The following is a 13,042-nucleotide window of genomic DNA, read 5'->3' as shown; positions in this document are numbered from 1 at the left end:
AACCACTGGACATGCTGTTCGGCGTCCATCAGCGGGCAGGCCCGGAGTTCGGCCTCCACCTGATGGCCGGCCTGGTCGCGCAGGGCGACCGGTCCCGTCCACGCCTGCCGCCGGACGGCGCTCCGCCGGGCTGCTTCGGGCAGGTCGGCGGCCAGGAGCTGCACCGCCGGATGCCCTACGATCTCGCCAGGCGCGTAGCCGAGCAGCAGCCGTGCACCGCGGCTCCACGCGGTCACGACGCCCCGGGCGTCGACGGCCACCACGGCCGCCTCCTGCGGAGTGGCATACGTACGCATCGCCATCAACCAGTCACCCATGACCGAAAAACGTGGACCGGATGCCGGGCATTCCCCTGGCCCGGAGTCGCTGCGCTGCCGCGACTCCGGGCAGCGGGCCCCGACGCCCGGGGATCAGCTCGCGTACACCCGGTGGACGAACTCGGCGAGCTTGTCGTCGGTGAGGTTACGGGCGATGTCCGCCTCGCTGATCATGCCGATCATCCGCTTGTCCTCGATCACCGGGAGGCGCTTGATCCGGTGGGACTCCATCTCCTGCAGGACTTCGGAGACGTCGGAGCCGGCGGCGATCCAGCGCGGCGTGCCCTCGCACAGGTCACCGCACGTCACGCGCGCGGGGTCGTGGCCCGCGGCGATGCACTTCACCACGATGTCACGGTCCGTGATGATGCCGCACATGCGGTCGTTCCGGCCGGGGTCGCTGACCGGCAGCGCACCGACCTCGTGGTCCCGCATCATCTGCGCTGCGCGGTCGAGTGTCTCGGTGGCGGGAATCCACTGGGCTCCAGGGGTCATGATGTCCTTGGCTGTCGTCATCGCGAGCCTCTCCATGGTGTACGGGTGTCCTGGGCCGGCACCTGCCGGCGCCTGCCCATGCCATCTCCAGCTTCCCGTCCGTGCCCGCCGTCCGGCGCCTTCACCTACGCCGTACGGGCACGAGCCCGGCCGTGACGGCGGTTCGCAGGCGCGCGGGCCGTGGTGTCCCGGCGGACGTCAGCCCCGGCGCAAGGTCACCGTGAACTGGGCACCGTCGGGATCGCGCAGCACCGCCTCCCGCTCGTCCTCCGCCAGAACGCTGCCGCCGTGCTTCTCCGCGGCCCGGACGCACGGTTCCACGTCGCCCACGAAGAAGTGGACCTGCCAGTGGGGCCTGACCGAGGGATCGGGCGGCGTCTCCACCGAGCCCGACTCGATACGCGCCACGATGCCACCCCGGCTGCGCAGCAGTACCTGCCCAGCCGCGTACTCGACCTCGCAGCAGCCCGGCCGGCCGGAGGCCCAGTCGAGGACCTCGCCGTAGAAGATGGCGGCGTCGAAGGCATCACGGGTGTGAAGGGTGATGAAACTCGATGCCGCCCGCCGCCACGCCTCCCACTCGGTGACGAGTTTGCCCTGCCATATCCCGAAGGTGGCCCCGTCACGGTCCGCGAGCAGCGCCGCCCTCCCGGGAAGGAACGAGATCGGCCCCACCGCCACGGTCCCACCGCGTTCCCGGACACGCGCCACCGCCTCGTCCGCGTCCGTCACGGCGAAGTACGGCGTCCAGGACACCGCCATCTGCCACATGGAGGCCACCGCCGCGATCCCCGCGACGGGCACCCCGTCCGCCAGCGCGGTCCGGAAGTGGTCACCCAGTCTGGCGATGCGCCACCGCCAGCCCAGAACGGTCGTGTAGAACTCCTGCGTGGCGTCGAGGTCGCGACTGGTCAGACTCACCCAGCACGGCGCGCCGAACACCGAGGGCGTGAAGACGTCCCCCGTCGCCGTGCGGGGTTGTCCCGTGACGTGATTCATGGCCATCGCGCAGGGTCTCGCATTCACCGGCAGCCACTGATCCCCCTCCAGTGTAGGCACGGAGGGCCGGCTCAGCCCGGTCTGCCGAACAGCTCCGCGTAGTCGGCAGGCAGCTGCGACAGCAGGTCGTCGACCTGCCCGTCGGACACCGCGTCGGCGACGGTGGACAGCACCGCGCCGGCGTCCCACTCCGCCGTGCGCGGCCGGGCGCCCGTCCGATCGGCCACACGCCGCAGGAACTCCTCCCGGCCGAGGGACTCGGGCCCTTCCCGTTCCCGGTGCAGTACGTCGTCCAGCGGAGGGGGCAGCTGAGCCGCCAGGCCGTCGGCCTCCTCGGGGGTGATCCCCGTGGCGAGCACCCGCAGCACCGCCGTACTGATGTGCTCCGCTTCCTCCTGGCTGTGGTACTCCCCGCGATCGCGGACCTGGGCCAGAAATTCCGCCAGCTTCACGGTGCCTCCTGCCTCGGCCGGTTCCGGCTCCGGGTGCCCGTCGCAGGCAGAGCGGAAACCTCCGTGCGGCGCTGCCGACGCGTTCGCCGACGCCCGGCGAACGCCGCGTCGAGCGGCGGAGGAGACCGCGGTGCCGCGGTCGATCCGGAGCGTGTGTGGTGAGGCACCCTGTCGGGTACCCGACGACGGCGGAGGATCGTCGGCCTCGTCGGCCTCCTGCGAACGGTGACGACGTCGGGGGGACGAGACTCCGGCCATTGACAGAAGCAGACGTGCTCGCCGCGCTGCACCCGCAGTGACCCCCGGGCGCGCCGGACCGGCGCGGAGGCCGCGATGGAGTTGGTCGAGGAACGTTCCTTCCGCTATCGCATCGAACCGCACGACGGCATGCGGGTACCGGGGATCGTTTTCGCCTCCCGGGAGCTGCTCGCGGACGCCGAGCAGTCCCTGGGACAGGTCGAGCACGTTGCCGAGCTGCCCGGCATCGTCACCGCCTCGTACGCCATGCCGGACATCCACTGGGGGTACGGCTTCCCCATCGGCGGCGTCGCCGCCACCGACGTGAACGCGGGCGGGGTGGTCTCGCCGGGCGGTGTCGGCTTCGACATCTCCTGCGGGGTGCGGCTGCTGGCCGCCGACTGCGACGGCGACACGCTCCGGCCCGCGCTCGACGCGGTCATGGAGGGCCTGGACCGGGGGATTCCGCGCGGGGCCGGGCCCGGGGGTGTGTGGCGACCGGAAGGCCCGGGGGAGCTGGAACGCCTGCTGGCCGGCGGCTCCCGCTTCGCCGTGGAGCGGGGCCACGGGGAGGAACGCGACCTGCTGCGCTGCGAGGACGGTGGCGCGGTCGCCGACGCCGATGTCACGCACGTCGGGCAGCGGGCCCGGGAGCGGGGCCTCGGCCAGGTGGGCAGCCTGGGCTCCGCGAACCACTTCCTGGAGGTGCAGCAGGTCTTCGAGGTGTACGACGAGTCGGCCGCGGCGGCCTTCGGGATCCGGCCCGGGCAGGTCTGTGTGATGATCCACTGCGGGTCGCGCGGTCTCGGGCACCAGATCTGCACCGACCATGTGCGGCTCATGGACCGCGCCATGGCCCGGTACGGCATCACGGTGCCCGACCGGCAGCTGGCCTGCACTCCGGTGCACTCGCCTGAGGGGCGGGCGTACCTCGGGGCGATGGCTGCAGCCGCCAACTACGGCCGGGCGAACCGGCAGTTGCTGACCGACGCGGCGCGAGACGTCTTCCGGCGGGCCGCGGGTGTCCGGCTGTCGCTGGTGTACGACGTCTCCCACAACCTCGCCAAGATCGAGACCCATCCGGTGGACGGTGAGCGGCGACGGCTGTGCGTCCACCGCAAGGGAGCCACCCGCGCCTTCCCGCCCGGGCACCCCGAAATCCCCGACGACATCAGGGAGTTCGGTCAGCCGGTGCTGATCCCCGGCACGCTCGGCACGGCGTCGTACGTACTGGCCGGTGTGTCCGGGGGCGACGCCTTCCACTCCACCTGCCACGGAGCGGGCCGCACCATGAGCCGCCACCGGGCCGCACGCGCCGTCACCAGCAGTGAGCTACGGGCTCGGTTGAGCCAGGCCGGCATCGCCGCGCGTCCCAGGTCCTGGCGCGGCCTGACCGAGGAGACGCCGGAGGCCTACAAGGACGTCGATGCCGTCGTGGCCGCGAGCGAGGGGGCCGGGCTGTGCCGGAAGGTCGCCCGGCTGGTGCCGCTGGGAGTGGTGAAGGGGTGACGGGGGAAGGGGCGACGGGGAGAGGTGGTGCCGCCTGCGCCGGCTGCCCGCTCACACGTCCACGATCACCGTGCAGGACCATCCGTACGGGTCCGGACCGATGTGCAGTTCCTGCCAGGAGATCCCCTTGGGCGCGGCGCCGATGACGTCGACGTCCGCGAGAGCGGCGAGGCAGAGCCGTGCCTCGACTCCGCCGTCGTCGGTGGCCTCCACCTCCACGTCGACCGGGATCAGACCCGCCACCTCGAGCCGGAAGACGACCTCGTCCAGGAGTGCGACCAGCAGGTCCTCGTCGCCAGCGGGGTCGAGACGGACCCGTTCGACGCTGGTGGGGTGCACGTCGGACACCTCGGCGAAGGCATCCACCAGGGCGCGTACGGCCTCGGCGAGGCAGTGCTCACGGCTGGTGCCCCAGGCGTGCAGACGCGTGTCGGCGGTGTGGGGCAGCACGCGGTGGCCGTTCTCGCCATGGCGTCTGGCCAGTAGGTCGTCGCCGATGTCACCGACCATGGCCCCGTGCTCCCTTCTTAGCCCCCTCGTCCGTCCGGGCGGCGTCCGACGCGGACCGAGTACCCGGCACGGCAGTGTCAGACGCCCGCGGGCCAGGTCTGCCTCTCGGCGCCCGGCACAGGCAGGGGGTGCAGCGGGGTGAGGGCACGCGTGTGGTCGAGGTGGCAGAAGGCGTCGTAACGCTGTGCGAGGACGGTCGGCACGTAGTTGGTCACGTGCTCGTACGACGGCCGGTACACCACGCCGATCGCCCGGTGCCCGTGCTCCTGGTGGAACCACTCCTGGCGGCCGGTGGTGGCCGGCCTCTGGAGTTGCACGTGCGGGAAGACGAACAGCGCTTGCGCGCCGGGCAGCGCACGATGCAGCAGCTCCTCGAGGCTGCCCGCGCGGGCGGGCGGCACATCCATGACCTGCGGTACGTCGCCCCATGCGTCGGCGGCGACCACCGTGCCCCGGTACGAGCCGAAGCCGACCAGCACCACGCCCTGCCCCATGTGGCGCTCCCGGACGAGCTGACCGATGTTGAGCAGACCGGTGTCGGCCATGTCGGTGGCACGCGCGTCCCCGACATGGGTGTTGTGCGCCCACACCACGGCCCTGGCGTCGGGGCCGTGGTGCTCCATCAGCCGGTCCAGGGTGTCGGCCATGTGGCGGTCGCGGATGTTCCAGGACTCGGGGCCGCTGTCGAGCATGGCCCGGTAGTACGCCTCGGCACCGGCCAGGATCTCGGCGTTCTGCCGGGCGGCGAACCCGGCGAGGGTGCCGACGGCGCTGTCCGCTTCGGCCGCCCGGCGCCGCAGCACGGTGAGCAGGGACAGCACCTGTGGCTCGCAGCCTTCGGGGACGAGCCGCGTGGCGAGGGCGTAGGAGTGCGGGTCCCCGGCGTACGGCTCGAGGCAGCGGTATGCCTCCAGGGCCTGCTCGACACGGTCGGGGTCGTGCTCACGGAGGTGGCCGAGGACGGCGTGCAGCGATTGCCAGAGGCTGTAGACGTCCAGGCCGAAGAAACCGACGCGTCGCTCGGCCGGCCGGTGTTCGTTGTGCTGCCGCAGCCAGCGGGCGAACGCGGCGACCTCGTTGTTCGCCCACATCCACGCGGGCCAGCGCCGGAGTCCCGCCAGGACCTGGGCCGGGTCCTCGGGTGCGCCCGGCTCCGCGACCAGCGAGCAGTGCACGGCCTGGCAGTCGGGCCAGTCGCCCTCCACGGCCACGAACGAGAAGCCCTTCTCCTCGATCAGGCGGCGGGTGAGCACGTCCCGGACCTGGTGGTAGTCGGCGGTGCCGTGGGAGGCCTCGCCGAGCAGCACATAGCGGGCGTCGCCGATGCGGTCGAGGAGCGGGTCCAGGGATTCCGGGCCGTTCAGGGGCAGGGCTTCGTCCCGGATGCGGGGCTGGTCGGTGTCGGTCACGGCTCCTCCCTTGCAAGGTGCGGCGCCTTCGCGGGCTTGGCCGGTCCCTCGGGGCACGGAGCCCGTCTTCCGGGCGTCCCGGACGGGTTCCCGTGCCGGTCGGATGTGAAACCGGGAGAGGCCGACACGGGAGAGCCTGACCGCCGAAGGATCAGGCGCAGCGCGCGAGGCGGGGCAACGCCGGGGTCCCGCATCCAGGTGGCTGACGATCAGCGAGGCGGAGTGTGCACCTCCGGTTCCGGACGCCCGGGGGGCGATGACGCGTTGACGGCGGGAGTACCGCTTTTCCCGTCCGCCTGGCTGCGCTCCTGGCGCAGGACGTCGAGGACGACAGAGCCGTCGACGGTCTCGTGCGCGACCAGTTGCTCGGCCAGGTGTTCCAGGGCGGGCCGGTGGTGGCGGAGCAGCGTGATCGCGTGCTGTTCCGCCTGGCGCAGCAGGCGGGCGACCTCCTCGTCGACGACGCGCTGCGTCTGCTCCGAGTACGGTGGCCGGACTGCCTCCTCCGTGGTCTCACCGAGGAAGCGCGGATGGGCGGAGGCGTAACCGATCGGTCCGAGTTCCGCGGAGAGGCCGAACTCGCGGACCATGCGGGTGGCGATCTGGGTTGCTCCCGCCAGGTCGTTGGCGGCCCCCGTCGATCCCTCGCCGAAGACCACGAGCTCGGCCGCCCGCCCGCCCAGGCGCACCGCCAGCAGGTCCGTCAGGTAATTCTCGCTGTACAAGTGGCGTTCGGCTTCGGGGAGTTGTTCGGTGACACCGAGAGTGACACCGGCCGGCAGGATGGTGACCTTCGCCACCGGGTCCGCATGCTCGCACAAGGCCGCGACCAGGGCGTGGCCCGATTCATGGACGGCCACCGAGCGCCGTTCCTCGGGCAGCAGCGCGTTGGAGGACTCCCGGCGTCCCAGCAGCACACGATCGCGGGCGGCGTCCAGGTCGTGCGGCTCGATCCGGGTGCGGTTGTCCCGCACGGCGTTGATGGCGCCCTCGTTGACCAGGTTGGCGAGATCCGCGCCGGAGAACCCGGGCGTGGCACGCGCCACGGCGTCCAGGTCGACGTCCGGAGCCAGGCTCTTGTCACGGGAGTGCACGGTGATGATCGCGGCCCGCTCGGCCTGGTTGGGCAAGGGGACGGTGACCTGGCGGTCGAACCGTCCGGGGCGCAGCAGGGCCGGGTCGAGGGCCTCGGGCCGGTTGGTGGCGGCGAGGACGACGATGCCGCTGGACTGGTCGAACCCGTCCATCTCGGACAGCAGCTGGTTGAGGGTCTGCTCGCGCTCGTCGTTGCCGCCCAGCCGGGCCCCGCCGGCGCGACGTGATCCGAGCGCGTCGATCTCGTCGATGAAGATGATCGACGGGGCGCGTTTGCGTGCCTCCCCGAACAGATCGCGCACCCGGGAGGCTCCGACGCCGACGAACATCTCCACGAACGCCGAGCCGGTCACCGACAGGAACGGCACGTCCGCCTCGCCGGCGACCGCACGCGCGAAGAGCGTCTTGCCGGTGCCGGGCGGGCCCACCATGATCACGCCGCGTGGTCCCTTGGCGCCCGCGGCGGTGTACCGGGCGGGATTGCGCAGGAAGTCGACGACCTCGCTGATCTCCTGCTTGACACCGTCGTACCCGGCGATGTCGTCGAAGCCGGTGGTGGGCCGCTCCGCCTCGATGATCTTTGCGCGCGAGCGTCCGATGGCGCTCAGCCCGCCGGTCACCGAGCCCGCGGCCCGGCGTCCCATCCATACGAAGAAGCCGATCAGCAGCAGGAACGGCAAGAAGGTGAGGAACACGGACAGCCATGCCGAGCCGCCACTGCTGCTGCTCCGGCTGGCGGTGATCTCCACGTGGTGCGAGGTCAGCTGCTGCTGGAGCTGGGCTCCGGTGCCCAGCGCGGTGGGGATCTGGGTGGTGAACCTGGTGCCGTCCTTCAGTGTGCCGCTGACCGCCCCCTTGTCGTTGATGTCGACAACCTTCACCTGGCTGGCGCCCACCTTGCCGACGAAGTCGCTGTAGGACAGTGACGTCGCGTGCGGCCCGGACCGTGTACGCGAGATCAGCAGGACAAGGGCGAGCGTCATCAGGACCCACCAGAGCATCCACCGTCCGCCGGCCGGCTGCGGTTGCCGGGGCGCGGGGCCGGGCGGTTCGCGCGGTGGTCCGGGCTTGGCGGGCGGCGTCAAATGCCGGTGCGGCATCCGCACTCGTGTGATCACCAATCCCACGCCCTTCGATCGGCATCGCCCCCGAGTACAGCCTCGACCCGGATGTCCCCGTGTCTCAGGGGTCAAACGGCCCTAATCGCGTCCATCCGGTCACAGGCTGCCCAGCCTCTGCCTCTCGAATCATGCGGCTGTGTCGTCGACGGTGTAGTCGATCATGGGTCTGACGGTGACGACGCCGTCCACGCCCTTGGCGAGCCGCTCGGCGATCTGGGCAGTGCTGCGGTTCTCCACCGCGCCGCGCAGGGTGACGACACCTTCGTGAACCTGGACGTCCACCTCCCTCTCGTCCAGCTGCAGCATTCCTTCCAGTACGTCGTCGCGGATCTCCTCCTGGATCTCCTCGTCGGGGCGCAGGAAGACACGCAGGAGGTCCGAGCGGCTGACGATGCCGATGATGCAGTCCGTCTGGTCCACGACGAGCAGCCGTCTGACGTGGTGGCGGTCCATCGTTCGGGCCGCCTGGGCGACTGGCCAGTCCTCGTGAGCGGTGACCACGGGGGTGGTCATCAGTCCGGCGGCGTTCTCCGCGCGTGCCTTGGCCTTCTCGTGCGGCCAGCCGGGTGCTGCCTGGTCGCCGTACTCGCCGGGCTGCGCGGCCTGCTTGCGGAGCAGGTCGGTCTCGGACACCAGTCCCATCGGGGCACCACGTTCGTCGGCCACGGGAACGGCGCTGATGCCGTGGGTGGACAGTACGGAGGTGATCTCCTTGAAGGGGGTGTCAGGGCGGATGGTGACGACATCGCGTGTCATGACATCGCCGACGGTGCTGTGCTGGGCGGTCATCTTCGCAGTTCCCTCCTGCAGGGTCCCGGATACCGGGCGACAACTCCCAGAGACGGTTTGGGACGTCGATGACGCCGTCGACGCTTTCGCACAGCCGTACGGCGATGGGGATGAGCTGCTGTACGGCACGACGCCGGTGAGCGTCGATGCGCTGTCTCGTGCCGGCGGTCAGGCAGCCGGCTGGAGGAGCAAGGCCCGGATGTCGTGGGGGAGTTGTTCCAGTGCCGCTTCCAGGTGCCCGGGTGAGACGCGCTCGCGTACGACCTGGGTGACCGCGGCGGCGACCCGGGGGACGTCTTCGGCGGTGACCTTGGCTTCCTGGACGAAGCGGTTGGTGTAGCCCTCGCGGTCGTACTTGACCGGGACGATACTGGGGTCCCAGCCGTCGTAGTAGCCGCCCCTCAGCAACTCCGGCAGTTGTGCGGCGAAGTGGGCGGCCACGTCGACGGTGAGCCTGTCACGGAACGTGTGCAGCCAGGTGCGGAGGATCCGGTGGGCGAGGTGGCGGTCCTCCGTCTCCAGGGCTTCCGACACCGCTTTGAGCCAGATGTTGGCGCTGTGGATGGCGTGTTCGAAGTCGGGCGGGTGTGTGGGGGGCATGGATCTTCCCTTCCGGCCGTCGGCGGAGCGTCTGTTGCGCCGGATGCGCCAAAGCTTCATCCGGGAGACGCGGAGACTGACTTGTTGAGAAGAGGCGGGGTGCAGCACGACCCGGTGGCGACCCATGGGTTTTCGACGGTGCCCCGGTGGCTTGTCTTTTCTCCCTGCCCAGGGCTCCATGCTAGGGCGGTCGGAGCCGGTTGGCAGCCGCACCGCCGCCCCGCGCCAGGGCACCGTCGCCGCTGCACAGGGCCGTTCCGTCATGTCCGGTTCAGGAACGCAGGGTGGGTGCCGAGCGGCCGGGCGAGCGATTCCTCCAGGCAGGCGACGACCCCGTCGTCTGTCCGGGAGAAGCCGGCGTGGCACCGTCCGATCGCACGGAAGTCTCGCCGCGTGGGCAGACACACCGATTCGTCGGTGTCCGCGCCGAGCCGCCGGGCCCCGTCATGCGGCGCCGCCGGAACCACCGGCACACGCGTGCGGCCTCGCGAAGGCGAGCGATCTGACAGGCCGCCCGGGCCGTCGACGCCCTGGCCACCCCGTCATCGACCGCCCAGGACCATGCGGCCGCCGAGCCGGAGCGGTTCTCGCCTGTCCCCGGTGGCGTCGGGCGCGGCTCTCCGCAACATCCCGCTCGCGTGCCGCGACCTCGGCCGGCTCGCCCGGCGTGCACGTGTGCTGCGCACCACCTCGTCGTCGATCACCGGACGCCGCCCTCGCCGATGGCCCCTGTACCCAGCTCCGGCTGACACGGCACGCCCGGTTCGTCACCGCCTTCGCGTGCGGCCTCAGTCCGGCCGGTCCTTGCGCAGGAATCGGCGCAGTCGCCGCAGCGGCCATGCGTTGATCACATCGTCCGGCGTGAGCCACCCGCGCTGTGCCGTGCCGATGCCGTAACGGAGGTACGCGAGCTGGGGGATCGAGTGGGCGTCGGTGTCGATGGCGAACTTCGCCCCGTGACTCCTGGCGCGCAGGACGTCTTCGTCACCCAGATCGAGGCGGTCGGGCTGCGCGTTGATCTCAAGGGCCGTGCCGGTGCGGGCGCAGGCGGCGAACACCTCGTCGAGGTCGGCGTCGATGCCCGGCCGTTTGCCGATCAGGCGGGTGGTGGGGTGTCCGATGACGTTGATGCGGGGGTTCTCGCAGGCGCGTACGAGCCGTCGGGTCATCGCCTTCCGGCCGAGGTTGAAGTGGGAGTGCACCGAGGCCACGCAGATGTCGAAGCTCCGGAGGAACTCGTCGGGCCAGTCCACCTCCCCGTCCGGGCCGATGTTGAGCTCGGTGCCGTGCAGCAGCCGCATCCTGTGGCGCGTCCCGTCCAGTGACCGCATCTGCTCGCGCTGGGCAAGGGTCTTCTCGTCGGTCATGCGCTGCATGTACAGGTTCGGTGCGTGGTCGGTGACCGCGTAGTACGCGTAACCCCGCTCGGCCGCCGCTGCCACCATCTCCTCCAGCGGGGCGAGGCCGTCGGTGAGGTCGGTGTGGCTGTGCAGGTCACCTTTGATGTCGGCCTCCGTCAGGACCTCGGGCAGCTCGCCCCGCAGCCCGGCTTCGATCTCACCTCGGTCCTCGCGCAACGTGGGCGGGATCCAGGGCAGGCCGAGTCTGGCGTACACCTCGTCCTCGGACCGGGAGGCGACCCGCTTTCCGCTCTCCGTTTCGAACAGGCCGTACTCGGAGAGTTTCAGCCCGAGGTGGACGGCGATGGTGCGGGTACGGATGTTGTGTGCCTTGGAGCCGGTGAAGTACTGCAGCCCGGCGCCCCACGCGTCCGGCCGCACCACGCGCAGGTCGACCTGGACGCCCTTGACGGTGCGGACCGAGGTCTTCTTCGCGCCGTGTGCGATGACTTCGGCAGTGGAGGGCAGGTCGGTGAGTGCGTCCATGAAGGGGGCCGACCGGTCGGCCGCGACCAGGATGTCGATGTCACCGACGGTTTCCTTCATACGGCGCAGCGAACCGGCGTACGCGCAGTGTTCGCAGCCGGTGATCCGGGACAGCTCCGTGACGATGTCCTCGGCGGACTCCATGGCGGTGCCCAGCAGGATCCGCCCCCCTGCCTGCTGCATGAGGGCGATGCCGTGCAGGATGTTCTCCTCGGTCTTCTTCCCGAACCCTTTCAGGTCCTGCAGCTTCTCGGCCTTGATGGCGTCGGCCAGTTCGCCCACCGAGGAGATGTGCAGATCCTCGTAGAGCGTCATGGCCTTCTTGGGGCCGAGCGTGGGGATGGTGATGAGCTGCCGCACCCCTGCGGGAATCCTGGCCCGCGTCTCCTCGACCACGGTGACCTTGCCGTGGCGGAAGTACTCGACGACCTTCTCGGCGATCGACTTGCCCACGCCCGGGATTTCCTTCAGACCCGCGACATCGAGGTGGGAGACGTCGGCGGGGTAGCCACCGATCGCGCGGGCGGCCTTCTCGTAGGCGCGCGCCTTGAACGCGTCGCCTCCGGTGATGGCGATGAGGTCCGCGTACTCCTGCAGGAGCGCCTCGACCTCCTCGTTGGGCCGGACCACGTCTCACAGTCTAGGAACGGACCTGTCCCCCGTGCCACGGCTTGTGCCCGGCTACGGCACGACCGGACCGTTGGTCCCCACGGACCGGGACCCTGGGCCTGGGCCGTTCGGCCCGTGCGATCAGGGAGCGCAGGCGGTGGACTGGAGGAGTCGGCATTCAGCAGGAAGCCGAGCCCGTACCCGCGGGGAAGCCTCGCAGGCCGGACGGTGATGTCGCAGGAGGGGCCGAGCGATGAGACACCGCAGCGTGGGCGATCTCATGACGCCCACCGTCGTGAGCGTGCAGCCGGGCACGCCGCTGGACGAGATCGCGCGTCTTCTCGACGAGTACGGCGTCACGGCCGTCCCGGTGGTCGACGACGAGAGCAGGCCGGTGGGGGTCGTGTCCCAGGCCGACCTGCTCCGCAAGCAGACGTCCGCGGACGTCGGGCACACCGCCCGGGACGTCATGACGAGTCCCGCCGTGGTCGCGGAGCCGGGGTGGAACGCGGTGCGTGCCGCGCGGACGATGGACAGACGCAAGGTGAAACGGCTGCCCGTGGTGGACGACGACGGCCGGCTCATCGGGGTGATCAGCCGAAGCGACCTGATACAGCTCTTCCTCCGCCGGGACCGTGCGATCCAGGAGGAGATAATCGAGGACGTCGTCATGCGGACGCTCGGACTGGCTCCCTCCGCGCTGACGGTCGAGGTCACCGACGGCAGGGTCACGCTGAGCGGTAGCGTGGCACGCAGGAGCCTGGTCCCGGTCACGGTACGGCTGTGCGAAGGCGTCGACGGTGTGGTGGACGTCGTCAACCGGCTCGGCTTCGACCGGGACGACACGGTGCACGGGACTGCTCCGTAGGCGACCGCGCCCCTGCGCCGGCCGCCCCGTGGGTACGAGAGCCGTTCCTGTGCCCGTACGGCCCTGTCCGTGTGGCGCCATGCCGTGAATGCTGCGCTTGTGGACTCTGGGCACGGTGATCCCTTAACCGCCTTCCTTTGTACCGA

At 70.8% G+C, this 13,042-nt stretch carries 11 protein-coding genes and 1 pseudogene; 2 read left to right on the top strand and 10 right to left on the bottom strand.

The window, feature by feature from the left end; translation table 11 throughout:
* Positions 1-5: 5 nt before the first annotated feature.
* The 4 genes and pseudogenes from K7G59_RS35210 to K7G59_RS01280 form a co-directional block, all read right to left on the bottom strand.
* Positions 6-296: pseudogene (locus K7G59_RS35210) on the bottom strand (PAS domain-containing protein); the annotation flags it as partial.
* 114 nt (positions 297-410) lie between these two features.
* Positions 411-833: a CBS domain-containing protein gene (locus tag K7G59_RS01290; protein ID WP_225829889.1), complete on the bottom strand. Its 423-nt coding sequence runs from the start codon at positions 831-833 to the stop codon at positions 411-413.
* A gap of 177 nt (positions 834-1,010) precedes the next feature.
* Complete coding sequence (locus K7G59_RS01285) at positions 1,011-1,811, bottom strand: VOC family protein (protein WP_225830238.1); 801 nt, start codon at positions 1,809-1,811, stop codon at positions 1,011-1,013.
* Positions 1,812-1,882: 71 nt separating this feature from the next.
* A complete protein-coding gene (locus K7G59_RS01280) occupies positions 1,883-2,263 on the bottom strand; it encodes a DUF2267 domain-containing protein (RefSeq protein ID WP_225829888.1) in 381 nt (126 codons plus the stop codon).
* 333 nt (positions 2,264-2,596) lie between these two features.
* Here K7G59_RS01280 and K7G59_RS01275 point away from each other — a divergent pair, with 333 nt between their 5' ends.
* Positions 2,597-4,009 carry an RtcB family protein gene (locus K7G59_RS01275; protein WP_225829887.1) on the top strand — a complete coding sequence of 471 codons (1,413 nt, stop codon included), beginning with the start codon at positions 2,597-2,599 and terminating at the stop codon, positions 4,007-4,009.
* A gap of 51 nt (positions 4,010-4,060) precedes the next feature.
* Here K7G59_RS01275 and K7G59_RS01270 read toward each other — a convergent pair whose 3' ends face one another.
* The 6 genes from K7G59_RS01270 to polX all read right to left on the bottom strand — a co-directional run bounded on the left by K7G59_RS01270 (position 4,061) and on the right by polX (position 12,049).
* The gene (locus K7G59_RS01270) at positions 4,061-4,519 is read right to left on the bottom strand and encodes an archease (RefSeq protein WP_225829886.1); all 459 of its coding nucleotides are present in this window, start codon (positions 4,517-4,519) and stop codon (positions 4,061-4,063) included.
* A gap of 77 nt (positions 4,520-4,596) precedes the next feature.
* On the bottom strand, positions 4,597-5,928 hold the full coding sequence (locus K7G59_RS01265) for an erythromycin esterase family protein (protein WP_225829885.1): 1,332 nt from the start codon (positions 5,926-5,928) through the stop codon (positions 4,597-4,599).
* 209 nt (positions 5,929-6,137) lie between these two features.
* The gene (gene ftsH, locus K7G59_RS01260) at positions 6,138-8,123 is read right to left on the bottom strand and encodes an ATP-dependent zinc metalloprotease FtsH (protein ID WP_263975798.1); all 1,986 of its coding nucleotides are present in this window, start codon (positions 8,121-8,123) and stop codon (positions 6,138-6,140) included.
* A gap of 147 nt (positions 8,124-8,270) precedes the next feature.
* Complete coding sequence (locus tag K7G59_RS01255; protein WP_225829883.1) at positions 8,271-8,933, bottom strand: CBS domain-containing protein; 663 nt, start codon at positions 8,931-8,933, stop codon at positions 8,271-8,273.
* Between the two features lie 168 nt (positions 8,934-9,101).
* Positions 9,102-9,533 carry a DUF2267 domain-containing protein gene (locus K7G59_RS01250; RefSeq protein ID WP_225829882.1) on the bottom strand — a complete coding sequence of 144 codons (432 nt, stop codon included), beginning with the start codon at positions 9,531-9,533 and terminating at the stop codon, positions 9,102-9,104.
* A gap of 788 nt (positions 9,534-10,321) precedes the next feature.
* Complete coding sequence (gene polX / locus K7G59_RS01245) at positions 10,322-12,049, bottom strand: DNA polymerase/3'-5' exonuclease PolX (RefSeq protein WP_225829881.1); 1,728 nt, start codon at positions 12,047-12,049, stop codon at positions 10,322-10,324.
* A 232-nt stretch (positions 12,050-12,281) separates the two neighbouring features.
* Here polX and K7G59_RS01240 point away from each other — a divergent pair, with 232 nt between their 5' ends.
* On the top strand, positions 12,282-12,896 hold the full coding sequence (locus tag K7G59_RS01240; RefSeq protein WP_225829880.1) for a CBS domain-containing protein: 615 nt from the start codon (positions 12,282-12,284) through the stop codon (positions 12,894-12,896).
* Positions 12,897-13,042 lie beyond the last annotated feature (146 nt).

Origin of the sequence: Streptomyces sp. NK08204 (assembly GCF_020400585.1) — a bacterium.
Taxonomy (GTDB): domain Bacteria; phylum Actinomycetota; class Actinomycetes; order Streptomycetales; family Streptomycetaceae; genus Streptomyces.
Note: the sequence above shows the minus strand (reverse complement) of the source record. Positions and strands in the feature narration are given on the sequence as shown.

Excerpts from the sequence above, each read along its gene's own strand:
- K7G59_RS01290 (WP_225829889.1), bottom strand. The coding sequence starts at position 833 with ATGACGACAGCCAAGGACATCATGACCCCTGGAGCCCAGTGGATTCCC.
- K7G59_RS01285 (WP_225830238.1), bottom strand. The coding sequence starts at position 1,811 with ATGAATCACGTCACGGGACAACCCCGCACGGCGACGGGGGACGTCTTC.
- K7G59_RS01275 (WP_225829887.1), top strand. The coding sequence starts at position 2,597 with ATGGAGTTGGTCGAGGAACGTTCCTTCCGCTATCGCATCGAACCGCAC.
- K7G59_RS01270 (WP_225829886.1), bottom strand. The coding sequence starts at position 4,519 with ATGGTCGGTGACATCGGCGACGACCTACTGGCCAGACGCCATGGCGAG.
- ftsH (WP_263975798.1), bottom strand. The coding sequence starts at position 8,123 with ATGCCGCACCGGCATTTGACGCCGCCCGCCAAGCCCGGACCACCGCGC.
- K7G59_RS01255 (WP_225829883.1), bottom strand. The coding sequence starts at position 8,933 with ATGACCGCCCAGCACAGCACCGTCGGCGATGTCATGACACGCGATGTC.
- K7G59_RS01250 (WP_225829882.1), bottom strand. The coding sequence starts at position 9,533 with ATGCCCCCCACACACCCGCCCGACTTCGAACACGCCATCCACAGCGCC.
- K7G59_RS01240 (WP_225829880.1), top strand. The coding sequence starts at position 12,282 with ATGAGACACCGCAGCGTGGGCGATCTCATGACGCCCACCGTCGTGAGC.